This is a genomic window from Companilactobacillus paralimentarius DSM 13238 = JCM 10415, from assembly GCF_001434985.1.
GTDB classification, from domain to species: domain Bacteria; phylum Bacillota; class Bacilli; order Lactobacillales; family Lactobacillaceae; genus Companilactobacillus; species Companilactobacillus paralimentarius.
In genome coordinates this window covers 1-18,702 of the sequence record NZ_AZES01000126.1, presented here as the reverse complement: position 1 = coordinate 18,702, position 18,702 = coordinate 1, and the positions used below count along the sequence as shown (strand labels likewise).

General features: G+C 35.3%; 20 protein-coding genes. 7 read left to right on the top strand and 13 right to left on the bottom strand.

The window, feature by feature from the left end; all coding sequences use genetic code 11:
* Positions 1–116 precede the first annotated feature (116 nt).
* Both FD33_RS10640 and FD33_RS10635 read right to left on the bottom strand, forming a co-directional pair.
* The gene (locus FD33_RS10640; protein WP_025085583.1) at positions 117–2,357 is read right to left on the bottom strand and encodes an L-type lectin family protein; all 2,241 of its coding nucleotides are present in this window, start codon (positions 2,355–2,357) and stop codon (positions 117–119) included.
* A 285-nt stretch (positions 2,358–2,642) separates the two neighbouring features.
* Complete coding sequence (locus FD33_RS10635) at positions 2,643–5,171, bottom strand: M1 family metallopeptidase (RefSeq protein ID WP_056955963.1); 2,529 nt, start codon at positions 5,169–5,171, stop codon at positions 2,643–2,645.
* Positions 5,172–5,357: 186 nt separating this feature from the next.
* Here FD33_RS10635 and FD33_RS10630 point away from each other — a divergent pair, with 186 nt between their 5' ends.
* On the top strand, positions 5,358–5,816 hold the full coding sequence (locus tag FD33_RS10630; RefSeq protein ID WP_056955962.1) for a nitroreductase family protein: 459 nt from the start codon (positions 5,358–5,360) through the stop codon (positions 5,814–5,816).
* A 37-nt stretch (positions 5,817–5,853) separates the two neighbouring features.
* Here FD33_RS10630 and FD33_RS10625 read toward each other — a convergent pair whose 3' ends face one another.
* Positions 5,854–6,225 carry a nuclear transport factor 2 family protein gene (locus FD33_RS10625; RefSeq protein ID WP_025085585.1) on the bottom strand — a complete coding sequence of 124 codons (372 nt, stop codon included), beginning with the start codon at positions 6,223–6,225 and terminating at the stop codon, positions 5,854–5,856.
* A gap of 92 nt (positions 6,226–6,317) precedes the next feature.
* A complete protein-coding gene (locus FD33_RS10620; protein ID WP_025085586.1) occupies positions 6,318–7,196 on the bottom strand; it encodes a LysR family transcriptional regulator in 879 nt (292 codons plus the stop codon).
* Between the two features lie 87 nt (positions 7,197–7,283).
* Here FD33_RS10620 and FD33_RS10615 point away from each other — a divergent pair, with 87 nt between their 5' ends.
* Complete coding sequence (locus FD33_RS10615; protein ID WP_025085587.1) at positions 7,284–7,493, top strand: hypothetical protein; 210 nt, start codon at positions 7,284–7,286, stop codon at positions 7,491–7,493.
* A 25-nt stretch (positions 7,494–7,518) separates the two neighbouring features.
* Here the strand turns inward: FD33_RS10615 and FD33_RS10610 are convergent, their stop codons facing one another.
* The 5 genes from FD33_RS10610 to FD33_RS10590 all read right to left on the bottom strand — a co-directional run bounded on the left by FD33_RS10610 (position 7,519) and on the right by FD33_RS10590 (position 11,131).
* Entirely contained in the window at positions 7,519–8,115 is a 597-nt protein-coding gene (locus FD33_RS10610) for an NAD(P)H-binding protein (protein ID WP_025085588.1), read from the bottom strand.
* A 9-nt stretch (positions 8,116–8,124) separates the two neighbouring features.
* Complete coding sequence (locus FD33_RS10605; protein WP_025085589.1) at positions 8,125–9,165, bottom strand: zinc-dependent alcohol dehydrogenase family protein; 1,041 nt, start codon at positions 9,163–9,165, stop codon at positions 8,125–8,127.
* Between the two features lie 21 nt (positions 9,166–9,186).
* Positions 9,187–10,038, bottom strand: coding sequence for an SDR family oxidoreductase (locus tag FD33_RS10600; protein WP_025085590.1), 852 nt, complete (start codon positions 10,036–10,038; stop codon positions 9,187–9,189).
* A gap of 139 nt (positions 10,039–10,177) precedes the next feature.
* Complete coding sequence (locus tag FD33_RS10595; protein ID WP_025085591.1) at positions 10,178–10,411, bottom strand: cytochrome b5 domain-containing protein; 234 nt, start codon at positions 10,409–10,411, stop codon at positions 10,178–10,180.
* A gap of 72 nt (positions 10,412–10,483) precedes the next feature.
* Positions 10,484–11,131 (bottom strand): FMN-dependent NADH-azoreductase, encoded by a 648-nt coding sequence (locus tag FD33_RS10590; protein WP_056955961.1) that lies wholly within the window; start codon positions 11,129–11,131, stop codon positions 10,484–10,486.
* Between the two features lie 82 nt (positions 11,132–11,213).
* Here FD33_RS10590 and FD33_RS10585 point away from each other — a divergent pair, with 82 nt between their 5' ends.
* Together FD33_RS10585 and FD33_RS10580 are read left to right on the top strand one after the other, a co-directional pair.
* Entirely contained in the window at positions 11,214–12,134 is a 921-nt protein-coding gene (locus FD33_RS10585; protein ID WP_025085592.1) for a helix-turn-helix transcriptional regulator, read from the top strand.
* A gap of 401 nt (positions 12,135–12,535) precedes the next feature.
* Positions 12,536–13,939, top strand: a complete 1,404-nt coding sequence (locus tag FD33_RS10580) for an APC family permease (protein WP_025085593.1) — start codon at positions 12,536–12,538, stop codon at positions 13,937–13,939.
* A gap of 388 nt (positions 13,940–14,327) precedes the next feature.
* Here the strand turns inward: FD33_RS10580 and FD33_RS10575 are convergent, their stop codons facing one another.
* The 3 genes from FD33_RS10575 to FD33_RS10565 all read right to left on the bottom strand — a co-directional run bounded on the left by FD33_RS10575 (position 14,328) and on the right by FD33_RS10565 (position 15,891).
* Positions 14,328–14,675 (bottom strand): type II toxin-antitoxin system PemK/MazF family toxin, encoded by a 348-nt coding sequence (locus FD33_RS10575; RefSeq protein ID WP_025085594.1) that lies wholly within the window; start codon positions 14,673–14,675, stop codon positions 14,328–14,330.
* Positions 14,668–14,895, bottom strand: coding sequence for a type II toxin-antitoxin system PemI/MazE family antitoxin (mazE, locus tag FD33_RS10570; protein WP_025085595.1), 228 nt, complete (start codon positions 14,893–14,895; stop codon positions 14,668–14,670). Before mazE ends, FD33_RS10575 begins: the two co-directional genes overlap by 8 nt.
* A gap of 153 nt (positions 14,896–15,048) precedes the next feature.
* Positions 15,049–15,891, bottom strand: a complete 843-nt coding sequence (locus FD33_RS10565) for an alpha/beta fold hydrolase (RefSeq protein ID WP_025085596.1) — start codon at positions 15,889–15,891, stop codon at positions 15,049–15,051.
* 123 nt (positions 15,892–16,014) lie between these two features.
* Here FD33_RS10565 and FD33_RS10560 point away from each other — a divergent pair, with 123 nt between their 5' ends.
* The gene (locus FD33_RS10560) at positions 16,015–16,857 is read left to right on the top strand and encodes a LysR family transcriptional regulator (protein ID WP_034544237.1); all 843 of its coding nucleotides are present in this window, start codon (positions 16,015–16,017) and stop codon (positions 16,855–16,857) included.
* 124 nt (positions 16,858–16,981) lie between these two features.
* Complete coding sequence (locus tag FD33_RS10555; RefSeq protein WP_025085597.1) at positions 16,982–17,395, top strand: Lrp/AsnC family transcriptional regulator; 414 nt, start codon at positions 16,982–16,984, stop codon at positions 17,393–17,395.
* 71 nt (positions 17,396–17,466) lie between these two features.
* Here FD33_RS10555 and FD33_RS10550 read toward each other — a convergent pair whose 3' ends face one another.
* Complete coding sequence (locus FD33_RS10550; protein ID WP_025085598.1) at positions 17,467–17,985, bottom strand: DUF2798 domain-containing protein; 519 nt, start codon at positions 17,983–17,985, stop codon at positions 17,467–17,469.
* Positions 17,986–18,203: 218 nt separating this feature from the next.
* Between FD33_RS10550 and FD33_RS10545 the strand changes: the two genes are divergently transcribed.
* A complete protein-coding gene (locus FD33_RS10545; protein WP_025085599.1) occupies positions 18,204–18,548 on the top strand; it encodes a hypothetical protein in 345 nt (114 codons plus the stop codon).
* Positions 18,549–18,702: the final 154 nt, after the last annotated feature.

Below are 18,702 nucleotides of genomic sequence, written 5' to 3'. Positions count from 1 at the left end.
TATCCAAATTTTTCGTCTGGGTAGAATTCTATTTAATCTTACAATCTACCATATACAAAAAAAATCATGATTTGAGAAAATTCTCAACAATCATGATTTTTTATCAAAATATTTGACTAAATACTATCTTGTAAATTCCAAGTTATGGTAGAGGTATATATACCTGCACTCTCATACGAACCACGTTTCAACAATATTCCATCACTAGTCGACCATTGACTATCAATATCATAATCTTGTGCCGATGTCTGACTTTTAACCGCTCCACTAATCTCAGCTTCATTATTGACTAGATTGTTTGTGTTGCCTGACCCATCAATAAAAATCAAGCTTTGACCATCCTTAGAATTAGTCCAAGTTTCTTTATCCTCATTAACTAAAGGAGTTGCCGAAGCAAACAGTTTCCAACCTGCTCCCTTTTGACGACTATCAGTTACATTAATTGACCAATCACTTCCTCTTGGAATAATTGAATTATCTCCAAAGGATTGTACGGTCTTAAAGTTACTATTTGAAGCTGATAAGGAAACTGTTCCTGAAATAGTTACTGTATATGTAATCGTATCAGAAACATTGTAATCCTCATTATTATAAACGTAGATTGTGACTGTGTTAGCACCTTCATGCAAGTTGGAGAACAGTTGTGAAGATACTGGTAAAGCAAAAGTGTCTGTTGAATTACTAGCTAAAATTGAGTTCATTGAAGTTTTAGCAACTTGACCATTCACACTTGCAACAACTGTCAATTTAGACGGATCAACAGTTTTAGTCTTGTCACTGTATGAAACTTTACCATTTAACAAAACTTCTTTATTAAAGCTAGTTGTGACGTCAGATCCAGTCTTAGTTAACGTAATCTTATTTGGTTGCTTAATCACAAAGGCTTTTGTCATGACATCTTTTTGCAAATCACTACCATAAAAACTAGCATGTGCTGCTGGTACATCAGTTTCTGTAGTAGTTGTACCGGCATTAACAGTTCCTTCAAATTTAACATTAGCTGAAGTAATTCCTGTCTTATACAAAGATTGCCCTAGCTTATGTTCAATTTGATTATTAGTCATGCCGCTAAATTCGCCAATTGTTTCGGTGGATGTCTTGCCTGCATCATCGGTATAAGTAATCAAAGCACTACTGTAATCAATTTTATCAGGTAGATTAATTGTGGCATCAATATTTTCCCAAGGTTTTGATCCACTCAAATAATTTAGATTATAGTTTACACTAACTTTGTCTCCTTGATGGACCACGTTAGCATTAGGATTATCAGTTGTAGCATCGGTAATTTCACGATTACCTGAAGTTTCATCAATAATTGAAGTCGTAGCATCAGCTTCAACCAAAGATGGAATAGATTCAAAGATAATCAAATTATTTTCAGAACTTAAACCCGTTGAACCAGTGAAGCCCCAATAGAGTTTATTGCTGCCATTGAGATCAAAAGCAGTCGTATCAACTTTCATAACTTTAGTGTTGACCTTGCCGGCAGTGGTCAACTTAGGAGTTCCGTCCATATTCTTGTCATCATAATTCAAGGTCATTGTAGCATCAGTAGAACCGCTAGGTGCTGGTGTCCATGTCAATGTCACATGATGCCAATGATCATCGGTTAAGAAATTACTAGTTCTTGTCGCAGTGGGGATACTAGTAATCAAATTATCATGATTCATATAAGCACCTTCTGTCCCAATCCCATAGGTTGACTCTCTAGCCGGATAATTGCTGGCAATATGATTGAAACCACTGACATTCTTATCAAAATTACTATCATAAGTACCAGAATTAGGATAGGTATCAAATTCCATAGCCCAACTCTTTTGAATGGCTGTTTTAGCCAGAGCAGATGTAACAACATCAATTGGCGAAACTACAGTTCCCCAGACACCTAAGGCTTCACCAGGTATATTAGCAACATCACCACCATTAGTAAAAGCACTATCTGAAACATTTTGTAAAACTAACGCCATACCATCACCGGTATCAGTACCACCGAAACTATCAACACCTCCGAAGTACATCCACATAGACATAGTTTGACGTTTATCTACATTTATATAGTTCTGCTTACTGGTATCAGATTGCGTTCTCTTGGACCAAATAGCACCAACTTTATTAGTTTGTCCTAATTGTGTTAATACGGTAACATCAGCACTTCCTTTATTGTCACCAGTATTGGCAGGCATTACTTCAGTATCATTATTAGTAATTGCTGGAACATTAAATAACTCGTTAATATTAGTTAAGCCCTTAGGCAAAGTACGATCTACACCCTTATTATCTACTGTATTACTCAACACCTTGTCCAAGGTTACTTGAGTGGCAACAGCCGCATAGGTAGTATTTGTTGAAAAATTCAATATCAAAAAAAGCCCCAGTAAAATGAATCCTACATATAAAACTAGTAATTTTTTGATATCAATCACTCCTTTCACAATGGCATCGCTAACATCAATAACTATATTTATATAATAGTACTAAAACGGTAATACATTTTGTCATGTTTAGACAAGCTTTATATTCTATTCTGAATAAATTATTTTTACCAATCTAACTATTAAATAGCAAAAAAAGCTTGAAGTAACGGCTTTTTGTCATTTCTCCAAACTTTTTATTTAAATATTTTAATCTTTTATAATCAAAAATTAAGCATTTTTGATAGCTGCATTAACAGCATCTTTTTCATCTTCAACCAAGTTAACCTTAGTCTCAATGATACTGATATCCATTGTGATTTCACGAGTCAATCCCGGTGTATTGATCTTAGGTTCAAAGAACTTCTTGAATTCTTCGAAACGTTCTGGTGTATGGAAGGCATATGATGTGACAGTGATAAATGTAGCAAATTCCATGTCACCACCAACAGTATCTTCCAACCATTGCCAGTCACTTCTGATCCAATCCCAAGCAGCCTGTTGACCTTCATCATTATTCAAAATACCACGATACCATGCACGTAGATCTTGAGGTTTGATAATATCAGCATCCTCGAACTTATCAACAATTTCACCAATCAACTTGCTGTCAGTTGTACTTGGAATAGCAACAGATAAATCGTTCTTGTAACTTGGATCTGAAGTTGTCTTGTATTCATTCAACAAACTATTGATTAGTTCCTCGCTACCATAGTTCTTAACTTCATTTCTAATTACTAAGAGACGAATATCAGCTGGTAATTCTGCCAAGTCATCCTTGTTAGCAACAAATAACTTATGAGCTTCAGAGATGGCTTTTTCATCCTTGGCATACAAAGCAGCACTCAAAGCGTATGGACGTGTCAATTGATCATCAATTGATTCTCCAGCCTTAGGTTCCCAGCCAAGACGAGCAACTTGTTTAGCACTCAATTTAGCATAGAGGGCTTGCAAAGCTTTTTCTTCATCAGTATTAGGTTTAACGAATTTCTTCAAGTTATTGGCAATACGATACATTGCAGCTGTAACTGTTGATGACTTGCTCTCTGAGAAATCTTCAAGCATTGGTACAACATCAGCATATGAAATTTGACGAGCATCAGCCAAAAGACGGAGATCTTGAAGCAATCCAAGTTGAGAAATAGTATCAACTGAATCGATATTATCGAAGATATCCTTTTGAAGTGTTTCGTCATACTTAACAACAAAGTGTGAGTTGTTTCCAACATTTAGACGGAATGGCTTACCATTTGCTTTACGTAGTTCTTCATAATCGCCTAAAGTAATTGTTTGATCAGCCATAATCTTAGGAGCAACATCATAATTGCTGTTCAAAGGAATCTGCCATTGACGACCAACTTCTTTACCTTCACCGATAAAGAATTGTTTTTGTGACAATGTAAGTTTGCCATCAACTACACTAGCTGAAACTACTGGGTAACCAGGTTGTTCTAGCCATGAGTTCATAATCTTACCAACATCCATACCTGAAGCTTCACCTAGAGCACTCCACAAGTCAGCACCCTTGGCATTACCATACTTATGAGCTTCGAAGTATAACTTCAAACCTTTACGTAAGTTGTCGTCACCAAGTAAAGCACGCACCATAACGAGCATTCTGGCACCCTTAGCGTAAACAATGGCTGAATCGAACAAAGCATCAATTTCAGCTGGATCTTGAACTTCAACGTGAACTGATTGAACACCATCAGTTGCATCACGTTGTAAGGCGGCAGGAACGTCAGATGTTTGGAACATTTCCCAAACATGCCAGTCAGGTTCAATAGCATCAACTGCAACGTATTCCATCATATTGGCAAAACTTTCATTTAACCAGAGATCATCCCACCACTTCATAGTTACAAGGTCACCGAACCATTGGTGAGCCAATTCATGAGTAACAACAGTAGCAACTAACATCTTTGTATCAATTGATGTGTTATCAGGATCAAGTAATAAGTATGCTTCACGATAAGTTACAAGTCCCCAGTTTTCCATAGCACCAGCTGAGAAATCAGGAAGTGCCAATTGCCATGAATGTGGAAGTGGATATGGTGTCTGATAGAAGTCTTCATAGAATTCAATTGCACGTTTAGCAATATCAAGAGTGAAGTCTAATTCCTTAGCCTTATGGGCCTTAGTAGCAAAGACACCAACTTCTACACCACTCTTAGTCTTAGTTTTCTTAGATTGAAGATCACCGAAGGCAAAGGCAATAAGATATGTTGACATACGTACAGTTGTATCGAAGTAGTGAACACCATCTTCGTTACGAATTTCTGGCATATTAGCCAAAATTGTTTCGCCAGGTTGTTCGTCAAATTTGATAGCGATATCAAATTTAGCCTTAGCTTCAGGTTCATCAACACATGGGAAGGCTTGACGAGCAAAAGTTGTTTCAAATTGTGTACCGATGATTTGTTTCTTTTCGCCATTCAATTCGTAATATGAAGGATAAATACCCATCATTGAATCAGTCAATTTAGCATCATAACTAATTGTTAAAGTAGTTTCACCTGTCTTTTCAAGATCGATGTGAATTCCTTCATTCTCGTCATCAACTTTGAAAGGTACAGTTTCGCCATCAGCTTCAACTGATTTGATATTCAAGTATTTTTGGTTAATTGAGACTGTCTTTTCTTTAGCATCACCATTAATCTTAGTTGTTCCGGAAATGGTCTTAGCATCACGATCGATATCTATAAAAATATCGTAGTGTGCTGGATGAAATGTTTCATAAAAATGTTTAATTTCAGACATGAGCTACCTCTAATTTATTTTTAATATTTTTCTAATTTACTATAATATTAACTTTATACGACTTTCTATAAAAATGAAACAATTATAACCGAATTTTGTCAAAAAAAATTGATTGCAACATTTTGATCCATATAAATTTATTTATATTATTATAGAAAGAGAAACATAATAAGGGAGTGTTGATATATGGAAACTGAAAAAATGATCCGTTCACGCAAGGCTGTTCGTCATTACACCGGTCAAATTACTGATGAACAGTTAAATAAAATTTTACTTGCCGCTAATGCTAGTCCCGTTGGTATGGGTGAATACAACAATTATCGTCTAACAGTCATTCAGGACTCAAGTATATTAAGTAAAATGAGTGGTATTTATGATGCTCCAACCGTTATTGTGGTTTCTGCTGAAGACCCTGATGCCATGGAGGATGTCTCAGCTGGGGCTATCGTTCACAACATGGAATTGGCCGCTGAAAATCAAGGATTAGGTGCTAATTACAATATGTCTAGTGTTGGTTCAATTCCTAACAACGTTCTACCTACTGGATTCAAAGGTGTTTTTGCACTAACTTTAGGACAAACTGATGAAGAATTTGTTCCACGTGAAATTCCTTTGGATCGTATTAAAATAAATATCGTTAAATAATATCAAAAAGATAGCTAATTTCAATCAGCTATCTTTTTTAGTATGTGCTGGCAACTTGATTAGTGATAATCCATTCGCCATTCTTTTTCTCATAGTACATTTTCATTTGTAGAGGCCAAGTGTTTACACCTCCACCCCAGATTTTAGCTTGAACCTGATTTTGACCCACTAAACTAGCCTTGCTACCATTAATCTCAATATTCTTGATGTCATCTTCTTTAGAAGATAAATACTGCATTTCGTCGTTTTGAATCTGATCGATCCATTCTAATTTTGGTTGCACGTAACCAGTCATATGAGTCAAAGTCATTGATGAAGCTAAGATTTCATTTAGACGGTTAATATCCTTTTTTACCATTGCCGTATTTTCATCACGATATAATTGCATAATTGTTTCTTTATCTGTCATTTCTATCACGCTTCCTTAACTTACAAAGAGCATGATACCAACATTTTTATATCTAAACTATTCTAAAACTAAGGCCTATTCATAAGTAAAAGTTATGCAAAACTTTGCTTCAATAAATCCGCAAACGTTTCGATATAATACCCAGAATTATCGGCTTGCCAATAGGCGTAATAATTTTGAATTAACTTGCGATCACCTTTTATTAAAGGAATCATCTTCACAATATCTTGATCCAATTGCTTACGCATTCGACGATTAATTATCAAGTACCCTTGATTAGAAGCAATCAACATCTGGGCTTCATCATAATTCTTAGCCACAACAAATTCACTTTTTACTCCTAAAATGTCTCGGTAATACTCTTCCTCGGCTTTTTGTTGATTACCATCTAGAATCAAGATACATGGTATATCAGCCAAATCGGCAATATCAATTTTTCTATCATCGACTGGCAAAGAATGATTTACCGCAACCATAAATTCACTAGACGTCAAAAATTCATTTTGATATTCATTCGATAAAGCTCGACGTTGATCTGAGAAATTCAAATCTAGTTTACCTGTACGCAACAGTTCATAGAGTTCTTCATGTGTCCCGCTGCTAATCTTGATTTTAACTTTAGGAAATTCTTGCGTAAATTTAGAAACTGTCTGTAAAAATTCGGTCGTTCCAAAACTTCTCAAATAACCAACATGAAGTTCTACTTCGTCATTCTTTTCAATCTTGACAGTATTTTTAATCAATTGATCCACATTGGCCAAAATATCTTGACTATGCGTATAAAAATACTGGCCGGCTTCAGTTACTTCAAAGCTACGCCCTTTCCGATTCAACAATTTCACGCCCAAACGACTCTCTAATTCTTTCATTTGTTGTGAAATGGCCGATTGCGAAATATTGCAATCAACCGCTGCTTGCGTAAAACTATGATTTTTTACAATTGATATAAGGTATTGCATCTGTTGAAACATTTTTACACCTCAACTTTTACTATTAATTTACATATTCCTAAACTATTATTAATATTATAAACAATTTCACTAAAAGGAAATGATAATATGCGTAAGTATACTTCTATCTTAACTACAGTGTTATGGGCTTTAATCATTGCATACGCTATAAAGAATGTTGCCATCAATCATGGAGTTTACAATTTCGATATCAGTCTTAATTTCAAAGATCCATTTGGATGGCTTTTCTCAATTACGTTATTAGTCACCGCTTTTGACTATATTTGTTACCATTTAATTTATCCTAAAAAAAAGTAGTCTCTGTCAAAGAGGCTACTTTTTCTTATTTTGTATTCAAACCAACACTATCGTGTGAATAGTAACTATCATCAGCAATCGCATTCTTTACAAAATCAGCAATTGAACTAATTGAAACGTCATGTCCACCAAAAGGTTCACCCTTCTTTGTAATTTCATAATCAACAGGTCCATTAGTAAACCATCCTGGGCGAATAACTGTGTAATTCAAATCAGAATCCTCAACCACATCAGCTGCTTCACGATATGAACGTAACATTGAATTACTACTCAAGTTACCACTAGCACCAACTGAGGCTGGTATTTCATCATAAATACCCATTGATGTAATGAACAACAAACGTGAAACATTATTGCGATCCATTGCTGCAACAATCTTTTTAGCAAATTGACCTAAATTACCGCTTAAAGCGACAAAGACGGCATCTTGACCAGCAATAGCTTTATCCAAATCGCTATCTTTCGTTACATCTCCAGCTAAAACTGTTTCGCGGTCACTAGTATTCAAACGACTAGCGCTTCTAGCAAACAAAGTTAATTGATTGTCAGTATCATTCAATAATGTTTGACGAACAGCACCGCCAATTGTACCAGTTGCTCCAATGATTAAAACTTTTTTCATTATTTTCTCCTATTTATCACTTACAACAATCAAAGATTTGATAGCCGTACGTTTATCCATTGCTTCATATGCATCTTGAATTTCATCAAGTGTAAATCTCTTAGTAAAGACTTTTCCGGGGTTGATCTTGCCACTCAAAACAGCATCCAACAATATATTCTTATCATCAGTTGTTACTGAGGCAATCCCTCCACGTAGACCAATGTTCTTCCAGAAAAGATTATTAGTATTCATTTCAGCTTTTTGAGGTACACCGACACGTCCAACGACAGCACCAGGACGGCCTACTTTAACAGCTGTATCAACAGACTGTTCTGTTCCAACACATTCAAGAACTGCATCTGCACCTGTACCAGTTAATTCCATAACTTTAGCAACTGCTTCATCTCCACGTTCAGGAATAATATCGGTTGCACCGAATTCTTTAGCTAACTTCTGTCTGTCTTCATGACGGCTCATGGCAATAATTCTCTTAGCACCCAATAGATGAGCTGAAAGAACACCACTCAAACCAACGGCACCGTCTCCCATAACGACGACAGTATCATCTTTTTTAACTTCGGCACTAGTTGCAGCATGGAAGCCTGTGGCCATAACGTCAGCTAAAGCTAGGAAATTATTAAGCATATCATCAGAGTAATCTTCTGGTTGACCAGGAATCTTAACTAAAGCCCAGTTAGCATTAGTGAATCTCAAGTATCCACCTTGATAACCACCATTGCCACCAGCTTCTTGATTCAAACAATCACCATCAAAACCAGCTAGACAAGCAGCACAATGACCACAGCCATGGGTGAATGGAGCAATCACAAAGTCGCCTACTTTAACATCTTTAACTTCTGAACCAACGGCTTCAATGATACCAATGGCTTCATGTCCGACAGTTGAACCTGGTTCACGTTTTGAAATACCACGATACCACCAAAGATCAGATCCACAAACACAAGCACGAACAATTTTAATAATTGCATCAGTTGATTCTTGAATTTCTGGTTTAGCATATTCTCTAATTTCCATTTTTCCTGGTTCTACAAAGGTCGCTGCTTTCATAATTAAAATCTCCTCAAAAATTTATTTTTGTGCTCCACTATTACGTACTTCTGAAACATTGCCGTACCAATATTGAGCGGTAATACCACCATCAGCCAAGAAATCACTCCCCGTAATAAAGGCACCACGACGATCCATTAATAATTCAGCTAAATTAGCAATTTCGTCTGGCGTACCTGGACGTTTCGTAACCATTGAATCAAACATTTGCTTGTAACCTGCACCACGTGGTCCGTTCAATTCATCAATGGCTAACGGCGTCATGATAATACCAGGACTAATTGCATTGATTCTAGCACCACGTTTTTGCCACTTAACTGATTCAGCGGCCACTCGTAAAACATTGGTCCGTTTAGCATATTGATAAGCTACCAATGAATCTTTGATAACATCTGGTTGTAAAATTGATAGATTTAATAGTTCTTCAGTTGGTGTCATTGCCAAAGCATGATTATCCTCTAGTGACAAAGCTGGCAAACGATGACCCGATTGTGATGAGATCACGATTCCTGCTCCGCCGGGAGCCATTACTTTACCAAATTCCTCCAATAAAACCGAAGTTCCATAAAGATTTACTCTCAAAACTTGTTCAGGACTAGCTTGTGAAGGTGAAACACCAGCTGCATTGACCAATCCCATAATATCGCCAAGAGATTGGGCCTTTGCAACTACTTCTTTAATAGACTCTCTGGAAGAAAGATCTGCCTTGATTGTTTCTACTACAAAGCCTGCTTCCGTTAAATGTTGTTTCATCTCGGTTAATTTATTTTCATTGTAATCAGCTAGTAATAACTTACGACCGGCCGAGACTCTTCTAACAATTGCTTCACCGATTGAACCGGCACCAAACAATACGATAACTTCATTATTCATTTATACAACTTACCTCTTACTTGCTTCATCAACTTAACTTACAAGTGATATCTTACAGGCAAACCGTATTTCAACCAATTTCAAATTTAAAGCCAATTGATAAGTTTAACTTATGAATGGTAATAAAAAAGAACGCTTATTAGCGTTCCTCCAATTTTCCAACTTCATTTAATTTTGCTAAAACAGAATGTTTATGTGGTGATTTCATAATAGCCTCAGACAAATCATTACCAGCAACGTTCCCATGATGTTTTCCACCTTGCCAAGGTTCCACATCAGTTACATCATAAACAACTCCATCGATAGCTACATAAGCTGGTTGGCCATTTTCACCATTATATTTTTTTAATTCCTCAAGTGTAAATTGCTTCATCTAATCAACCTCACTTTATAATTTGTCGAATCTAGCTTCATTATGCCATGGTTCAGGCGTAAAAGAACACTTTTATTGCTCGTAAAATTTAGCAAATTCAATATTCAAATCATTCTTGGCCTGCTCCATAGCTTTACTTACGTCAATACCATTAGTTTGTAACCCTTGAGCACGCACAATCAAAAAATTATCGAAGCCCATGAGTTCTTCGAAGATACCTTGCAAATACATTCTTGAGAACTCCAATGGCGTATAACGGTCATTGTTTGTATAAATCGAGCCACTAGCCTGAAGTAACATCACTCTATAATTGTCTGTCATCAAACCAACTGAACCTTCGGCTGTATATTTGAAAGTTTCATGTGCCACTAGAATATTGTCAATGTAATCCTTCATTTTAGAAGTCACGTTGAAGTTATGGAGCGGTGAGACAATAACAATACGATGATGGGATTTAAATTGTTGAATCAAATCCTGATTTATTTGAAAAATTCGTTTTTCTTCATTATTTAAAGTAATGTGATTAGCTTGTTTTTCCCAAATACCTAAAAGTTGATCCGTAGTTAATTGAGGAATCTCCATGTCATAAAGATTGATTAAATCGACCGTCTCTTTAGGGAAGGTTACTTGAAATTTTTTGAGAAATAATTGTTGAAGTTTAATTGAGTAATGATCTCCATTACGAAAATCTGGTTGAGCGTTAATAATTAATGTTTTCATTTTTAATTTGTCCTTGTCTTAATTGATAAGTTAATACTACAATTCAATGGTGACAATCTATGACACCATTAAGGAAATAAAAATGAATAAAGCTGAACGACTCAACCAAGAATTAATTTTTCTAAGCAACAAATCAATTTTTCATATCAATGACCTAGTAACCGAATTTCAAATCTCTAAACGAACGGCCTTGCGTGATATCACTGATCTCGAAAACATGGGCCTAAGTTTCTACACCGAAAATGGCCGCTATGGTGGTTTTCACATCGTTAATCGCCAACTATTGATCCCCGTAACCTTCAATCTCGAAGAGATCAATGCTATTTTCTTTGCTCTCAACGCCCTAAGTTCCCTCTCTGCCACCCCATTTGAGAAGCCTTATAATCATATCTCTGACAAACTGATGGCGACTCTAACTAAAATTCAGCAGCAGGCCGTCATCAAGTTACAAAAATCAGTTCAATATTATAAGATACCTTCTATTTCGGCTCCGCTGGATTTAAATATTATTTTGCAGTCAATTTTGGAAGAAACTGCTCTGAATTTAACCTTTCATAATAAAAAACAAACAATTCAAGTATCTGATTTGTTATATCGTCACGGAATTTGGTTCTGTAATATTTACAACTTTGAAAGTAAAAACTGGGCCACTTATCGTTGTGACCAAATGAAAAACTGTTCACCCAACTATACCCAAACAACTCTAACTCATACACAAATGCAAGAAATTCAGGATGATTATGAAAAAAACTACCATAACATCCCCTTTGAATGTAGTTTGACTCCGCTTGGTGTCGAATTATTTCAAAAGAATAACTACCCTAATATGAAACTGAAACAAGTTGACCGTCAATATTACCTCTATGGCGGTTACAATCAGGAAGAATTCAACTACATGATTCAATATCTTCTTTCATTAGGTAATAACGTCAAAATTAATTATCCTCAAGCTTTAAAAAATTCCTACTTGAATGAACTTCAAAAAATTATCAACCAATACTAAAAAAGAACCTCATCAACAAATTACGTTAACGAAGTTCCCTCTGTATTCAATATATTCAATTATTTACGATTAATTCTAACTGGAGACACTGCTGGAGTACTCTCCAATTTTTTAAAAATCAGTGTTAATAATACGATTGATGATAACCCCATGATTTGTAACATAATGTCATCCTTTCCATTAGCTCTTTAATTTATCTTAATTTGATAAATCATACTCTTTTGGAAATATAATTTACAACTATATTGTCTCACGAAATACGATTTTCTTTCACATATCTTGCTCATCAGATGTCAATTTTTCTTAATTTCTCTTTAATAAAGTTAAAAAATAAGTTGTACTCATTTAATATTTGAGTAATAATAAAAATTACGTTTTTCTTTTTTATTAGGGGGATTTTCATGAAAAATATTTTTAAAAAAGAAAGTGTTGAAAACTATGTCAAAGCCGATTCTCACTTGGTAAGAACTTTACACGCTAAAGACTTAGTTGCACTTGGAATTGGTGCCGTTATTGGTACAGGGATCTTCATCCTACCAGGGCACGAAGCAGCACTACATGCAGGACCAGCTGTTGTTATTGCTTTCTTGGTGGCAGCGCTAGTCTCTGGAATGGTCGGTATGGCTTACGCTGAATTCTCGTCCGCTATGCCAGTTGCCGGTTCAGCCTATTCCTTTGGTTCTGTTATCTATGGTGAATTCGTCGGTTGGTTACTCGGTTGGGCTTTAATTCTTGAATACTTTTTGGCAGTTTCAGCCGAGGCTACCGGTTTTGCCTCGTACTTTAATGACAACATTTTAGCTGCCTTTGGCATTACACTACCTAAAGCCTTACAAGCTGGACCTTTAGAAGGTGGCGTTATTAATTTAACTGCTGGTCTTATCGTTTTAATTGTTTCTTTCATTATTTTTCACGGTGTTGACTTATCTAAACGAATTGAAAATATTGCCGTAGTCGTTAAAGTGGCAATCATCATTCTCTTCATCGTAGTCGGTGTCTTTTATATTAAGACATCCAATTACGTACCATTCTATCCAGCTAAATTTCATTCATCACCATTTGGTCTGGGTGGTATTTCTACCGCTGCTGCTACTGTTTTCTTTGCTTTCATCGGCTTCGATGCTTTGGCAGCTAATTCAGCTGAAACTGTTGACCCCGGTAAGAACGTTGTCAAAGGTATTATTGGAACTGTTATTGTAGCAGTTGTACTGTACGTAGCTTTCTCTTTCGTTCTAACAGGAATCGTTCACTATACTAAATTAAATGTTGACGATCCCGCAGCCTATGCGTTGAAAGTTATTCATCTAGGCGCTTGGAATAAAATTATCACTTTAGGCGCTCTGATTGGTATTTTTACAGCCATGATCACTATGTTTTTCGGTGGTTCTAGATTAGTTTATGCGCTTGGACGTGACGGCCTACTACCTAAGTTCTTAGGTCATGTTAGTTCCAAACGCGCCGTACCAACCAACGCTATTATCATCGCAACCATTATTCAAACATTCTTCGCAGCTTTAGTACCACTAACACAATTAGCTTCCTTGATTAATGCTGGAACATTATTAGCATTCGCCTTTATCTCATTTGGCGTTATTCCTTTGAGACATCGTAAAGACATTCCAAATGACGGCTTCAAAATGCCACTTTATCCAGTGTTACCAATACTTTCAGGACTATTCAGTGTTTACTTCATTGTCATGTTACCAAACTTAACTAAAGTATCTGTTTCATTCTGGTTAATTTTAGGTGTGATTTTCTACTTTGCCTATGGAATCAGACATTCTAAACTACAACAGGATAATTAAAAGAACAGCCTCCATTAAGTATTCAAGATATATTCTTTACTTGAATCCCTTAATAGAGGCTGTTTTCATCTTATTAAATTAAATCATTTTACAAAATCACGTACTGAACATGCTTACTTCAAGAAAAATAATTGAAATGTTATTTATTCTGGAGTAAGAATTGGAAATGTGTTCAGCTATGACATTATTGTTGGCGGTTTTGCCGCTTACAATAAGGCTGATCTTGGAGATCCATAATTTTGCCGAAGGTGAAATTATTAGCTTCAAGTCATGCCCATAGCGTTCCAACACATTTCCAATTCTTGCGGAAGATGGGAATTTAAGCACAATCACGCTTTAACCCAATTTGAGTAAAAACTTATTTTAAGAAACGTTACTCTTTTTGCTTTTATTCAATTATGTCATTAACTATTCTAATAACATCAAAAAAGGTACTATCATCTAACTCTCCAATTTTATCAATCTTGCGAGCTTGATAATTAAAGGTATGTATCTGTAGAGGATTTATAAATCCATCTATTCCTGGAACTTCCGTAATGGGAATAAGCAAGCCTGTCATTCTTAAATGATTCTTCTTGGCATGAGTTATTGGGCAAATCAAAACCAAATTTGTAACCTTACTATATTCTTTATTACTCAAAACTAAGACCGGACGTCTTTTCCCAATTTCTTTACCTGATGATGGGTTGAAATTTAACCACACCACGTCCTGTTTTTCAGGAATATATTCAATCAATTTCTTCCTCTCCTATTGATTCATCGTTGAATTCTTCTTTTTGTTTAAGATCATGTTCTTTAAGGAACTTTTTATCTTTAAAAATATTGGTTTTCTTGGGGGAGAACACGATTGAACCATGACGACCTTGAAATACTTCATATTCTCCATCGGTCGGTTTTATATTTTGAGGTATAGTAAAAACTTTAGAATTACCTACTTTTCTTGCTTTAACACTCATATCATCGCCTCCGTATATACGAAGTATATATTGATATTAATTTGCAATCAACTCCCTATACTTATAAATACGAAAAAAAGTTTGGAATATGGTCTTTCCTGCTTAAAAAATAAAACAGATAATCAAAATACGATTACCTGCTATATTTATTCTTTATTTAGCCCATTTATTCAATATCAATTGACCAATTTCTCGCCAATGTGTTTCCAAAACAAAGTGACCACCATCTAACAAATGTACCTCTGCATTCTTATCATCTTTGGTAAAGGCTTGAGCACCTTGATAGACGAAACTAGGATCGTTTTTACCCCAAGCTGCGATGATCTCAGGTTGATAATCTTTAACATATTTTTGATACTTAGGATAATTAGCCACGTTACTTTGATAATCAAAAATCAAATCCGATTGTCTTTCAGCATAATCGGGAGATTCTGTGTAGTGAATGTCCAAAGTATAACCATCCGGAGATACGCTACTCTCTTTTTCACCACCAGTATATTGACCTTTAATCGTTGTTGGTTGGAATGCTGACTTATAACTCTCACGTAATTCTGGTGTAGGATTTTGCCAATAATCCTTACGGCCTTCCCATTTCTTACCTAATCCTTCTTGATAAATATTACCGTTTTGACTAACGATTCCCAAAATTCTTTCTGGATATTTAGCAGCAATATTAAAACCAATCGGTGCACCATAATCAAACACATAAAGATAAAATTTATCAATTTCCATAGCATCTAAGAATCCATCAACATAATTAGTTAAATTAGCAAAAGTATAATCAAATTTTGTATGTTCTGGTGCAGCTGATTGACCGAATCCGATGAAATCTGGAGCAATCACATGAAAATCATTCTCTAACATTGGCATCAAATTTCTAAACATATGACTGGCAGTTGGAAACCCATGTAATAACAAGAATGTTGGTTTACTGTTATCACCACTTTCACGATAAAAAACATCTAACCCGTTTACTTTGACTGTTGAAAATCTCATATTTAGCGACCTCATTTTTTGTTTGAATTAACTTACAAGAACAGTATATGGTCGCTTGGATATATAATAAACTATGACAACGAGAAACTAGCCGTACCAAAATTCATATATCAGGAGTTAACTATGAATACAAATACTCTACAAATGTTTATTACTATCGCTCAAAAAGGCAGTATCTCCGGTGCTGCCGCAGAAATGGGCTACGCGCAATCAAATATTTCTGCCAAATTACGACAATTGGAAAACGAATTGAATACTAAATTATTTTTTCGAACCAATCGTGGTATTACTCTGACTGACAATGGTAAAGACTTCTACGCCAAAGCTATTAAAATAGTCAACCTAACTGACGATGCTATCAATCAATTGCAACATCCCGAAGAGATCCATGGTAATTTGAAAATTGGCACTTTACAAACTGCGGCTTCGACTTTTCTGCCTCAAATACTGTCTAAATTCCATCAGCAGAATCCTCAAGTTGAACTCTCAATCGAGACTGGCACGACCTTGTTAAGTGCGCAAAGAGTTCTCAATTACGAACTAGATGGTGCAATTATTGGTGGTAAAGTTAGTGATCAAAAACTTGTTAGTCTACCTTTGATGGCTGAGAAGCTCTGTTTAGTGACCGCTAATACATCCGATATCGACGTTGAAAATTCTTCTTTATTGGTTTTTCCAGTCGGTTGCGCTTATCGCAAAACTTTGGAAAGTTGGCTAGATTCAAAGCAGATCATGATCCATCATCCTATCGAATTTAATTACCTAAATGCTATTATTGCCAGTGTTAGCGCTGGTTTAGGTATCAGTCTCCTACCGCAAAAAGTTGTCCAACCCTACTTCAATCAGGGAATTCTCAAGAAAGTCGAACTACCGGAACAATTTTCAACTTTGCCAATTTCTTTTATTTACCGAAAAGATTACATTATTACACACTCATTCAAGCAATTTTTGGAGAATTTAAAATAGCAGCCATCGGATTCCGTCTAATGACTGCCTTTAACAAAGCTAAGTAAAAATTATTATTTCTTTTGTAAAAATCTACTATCGTATAATATATATTGAATCTTAAATACAGAAAGAATTGAATAAAGTGGATAATACTGATCTTAAAATTTTAAAACATCTCAATCGAGATAGCCGCATTAAGAAAAACAAATTAGCTAAACTCGTTAATCTCACTCCACCAGCTGTTGCTGCTCGAATTGAACAACTTGAAGATGAAAAAATCATTAAAAAATATACCATTGAAGTTGATTTAGACAAAATGGGCTACAATTTTCAAGTCTTTATTCAAACTAAGATGGATTTCCGCAGTAATAAAAAATATCTCAATTTCGTTGATTCCAAACGAAACTTTATCCGTCATCACTACAAAATATCGGGCCAAATGAATTACATGATTCACGGTGCCTTTCACTCTAATTCTGAACTTGATGATTTTCTCACTGAATTGGGAAAATATGCCAATTATCAAGTTCTCAACGTGATTTCGGAATTAATTTAATTTCATAGAAAAAGGCTTCATCACACTCAACAATTGAATGTAATGAAGCCTTTTAGATTAACGGATCTAAATTAAATTTCTTCTTTAGCTGCCTTTGTTTCTGCTTCTGTTTCTTCAACTTTAGCAACTGTCTTTTGCATTTTACCTAATACTCCACGAGCAATTGGTCCAACAATCAATAGTTGTAGAGGTAAAGCAACAATCAAGTTAAAGATCCAAGTATGACCATAAGTAGCTAGAACATGTCCTTGAGATAGTTTGCCTTCAACGGCGATTCCGAAGAATGACATCAAAGTTACCATACCAAAAATCATCAAAACTGAGATTGTGATACCGATCAAAACAGTATTTTTCTTCATATAATCATTAATAATATATTTGAAAGCTAATCCTTTAGCGATTGGTCCAACAATTAGTAGATCCAATACGATAGCTACACCTAAACCTAGTGGATAGGCGCTTAAAATTGCCATTGGCAACCCACTGCTGAGCCCCTGAGCCATGGCAACATTATATCCCGTCATTACTAGCACCATCAATCCGGCCATAATGGCTGTGAATACAATTTCTTCTTTTAAATTACGTGGCATTTGCACACTCCTATATTTAATTACATATTTAACAACAGGTATTTAATATATCACGTTAAAAGTTTCTTCATAAGTTACAATTGTGTTACAAATTATGTAAACCGCTTGCATTCCAAACTAGGTAATGATAACTCCTTCAATTTGACAAAAGCTCTAAACGCACTCAAAATAACTTATACATAGATATTACAAATAAAATAGAAAATGCAGGTATAGCAATGGATAAACAAACTAAGTTTGTTAAATTATCAAATATTGGATTGGATAACTTAAAACTTTACAAAAAGGAAGCTACTGGTTACTTGGATAACGTTTGTTACTTATATACTAATAAGAATAGTAGTAGTACTTTTGTTGCCATGAACTCTACTGGAAAAGTTTTAGACTTTTACAAATTCCACACATCAATGGATAAAGCTGACATCATGAAGAAAATCATGGAACTTTTCAGCAATGATGAAGCCACTGATTTTAAGAAAGTCTTTGAAAGCGTAAAAGAATTCACTTTAACTGATAACGTTGTTGTTGAGTTACCATTCAATAATGGAGTTTTCGAAATATAATACTTAAAAAAGCTGGGAATATTATTCTCAGCTTTTTTCTACCTCACAATTAGCTATTTAAGGTCATTTGATAGTAAATGATATCAATTATTTTTAAGAATGGTAGATTGTAAGATTAAATAGAATTCTACCCAGACGAAAAATTTGGATAGAA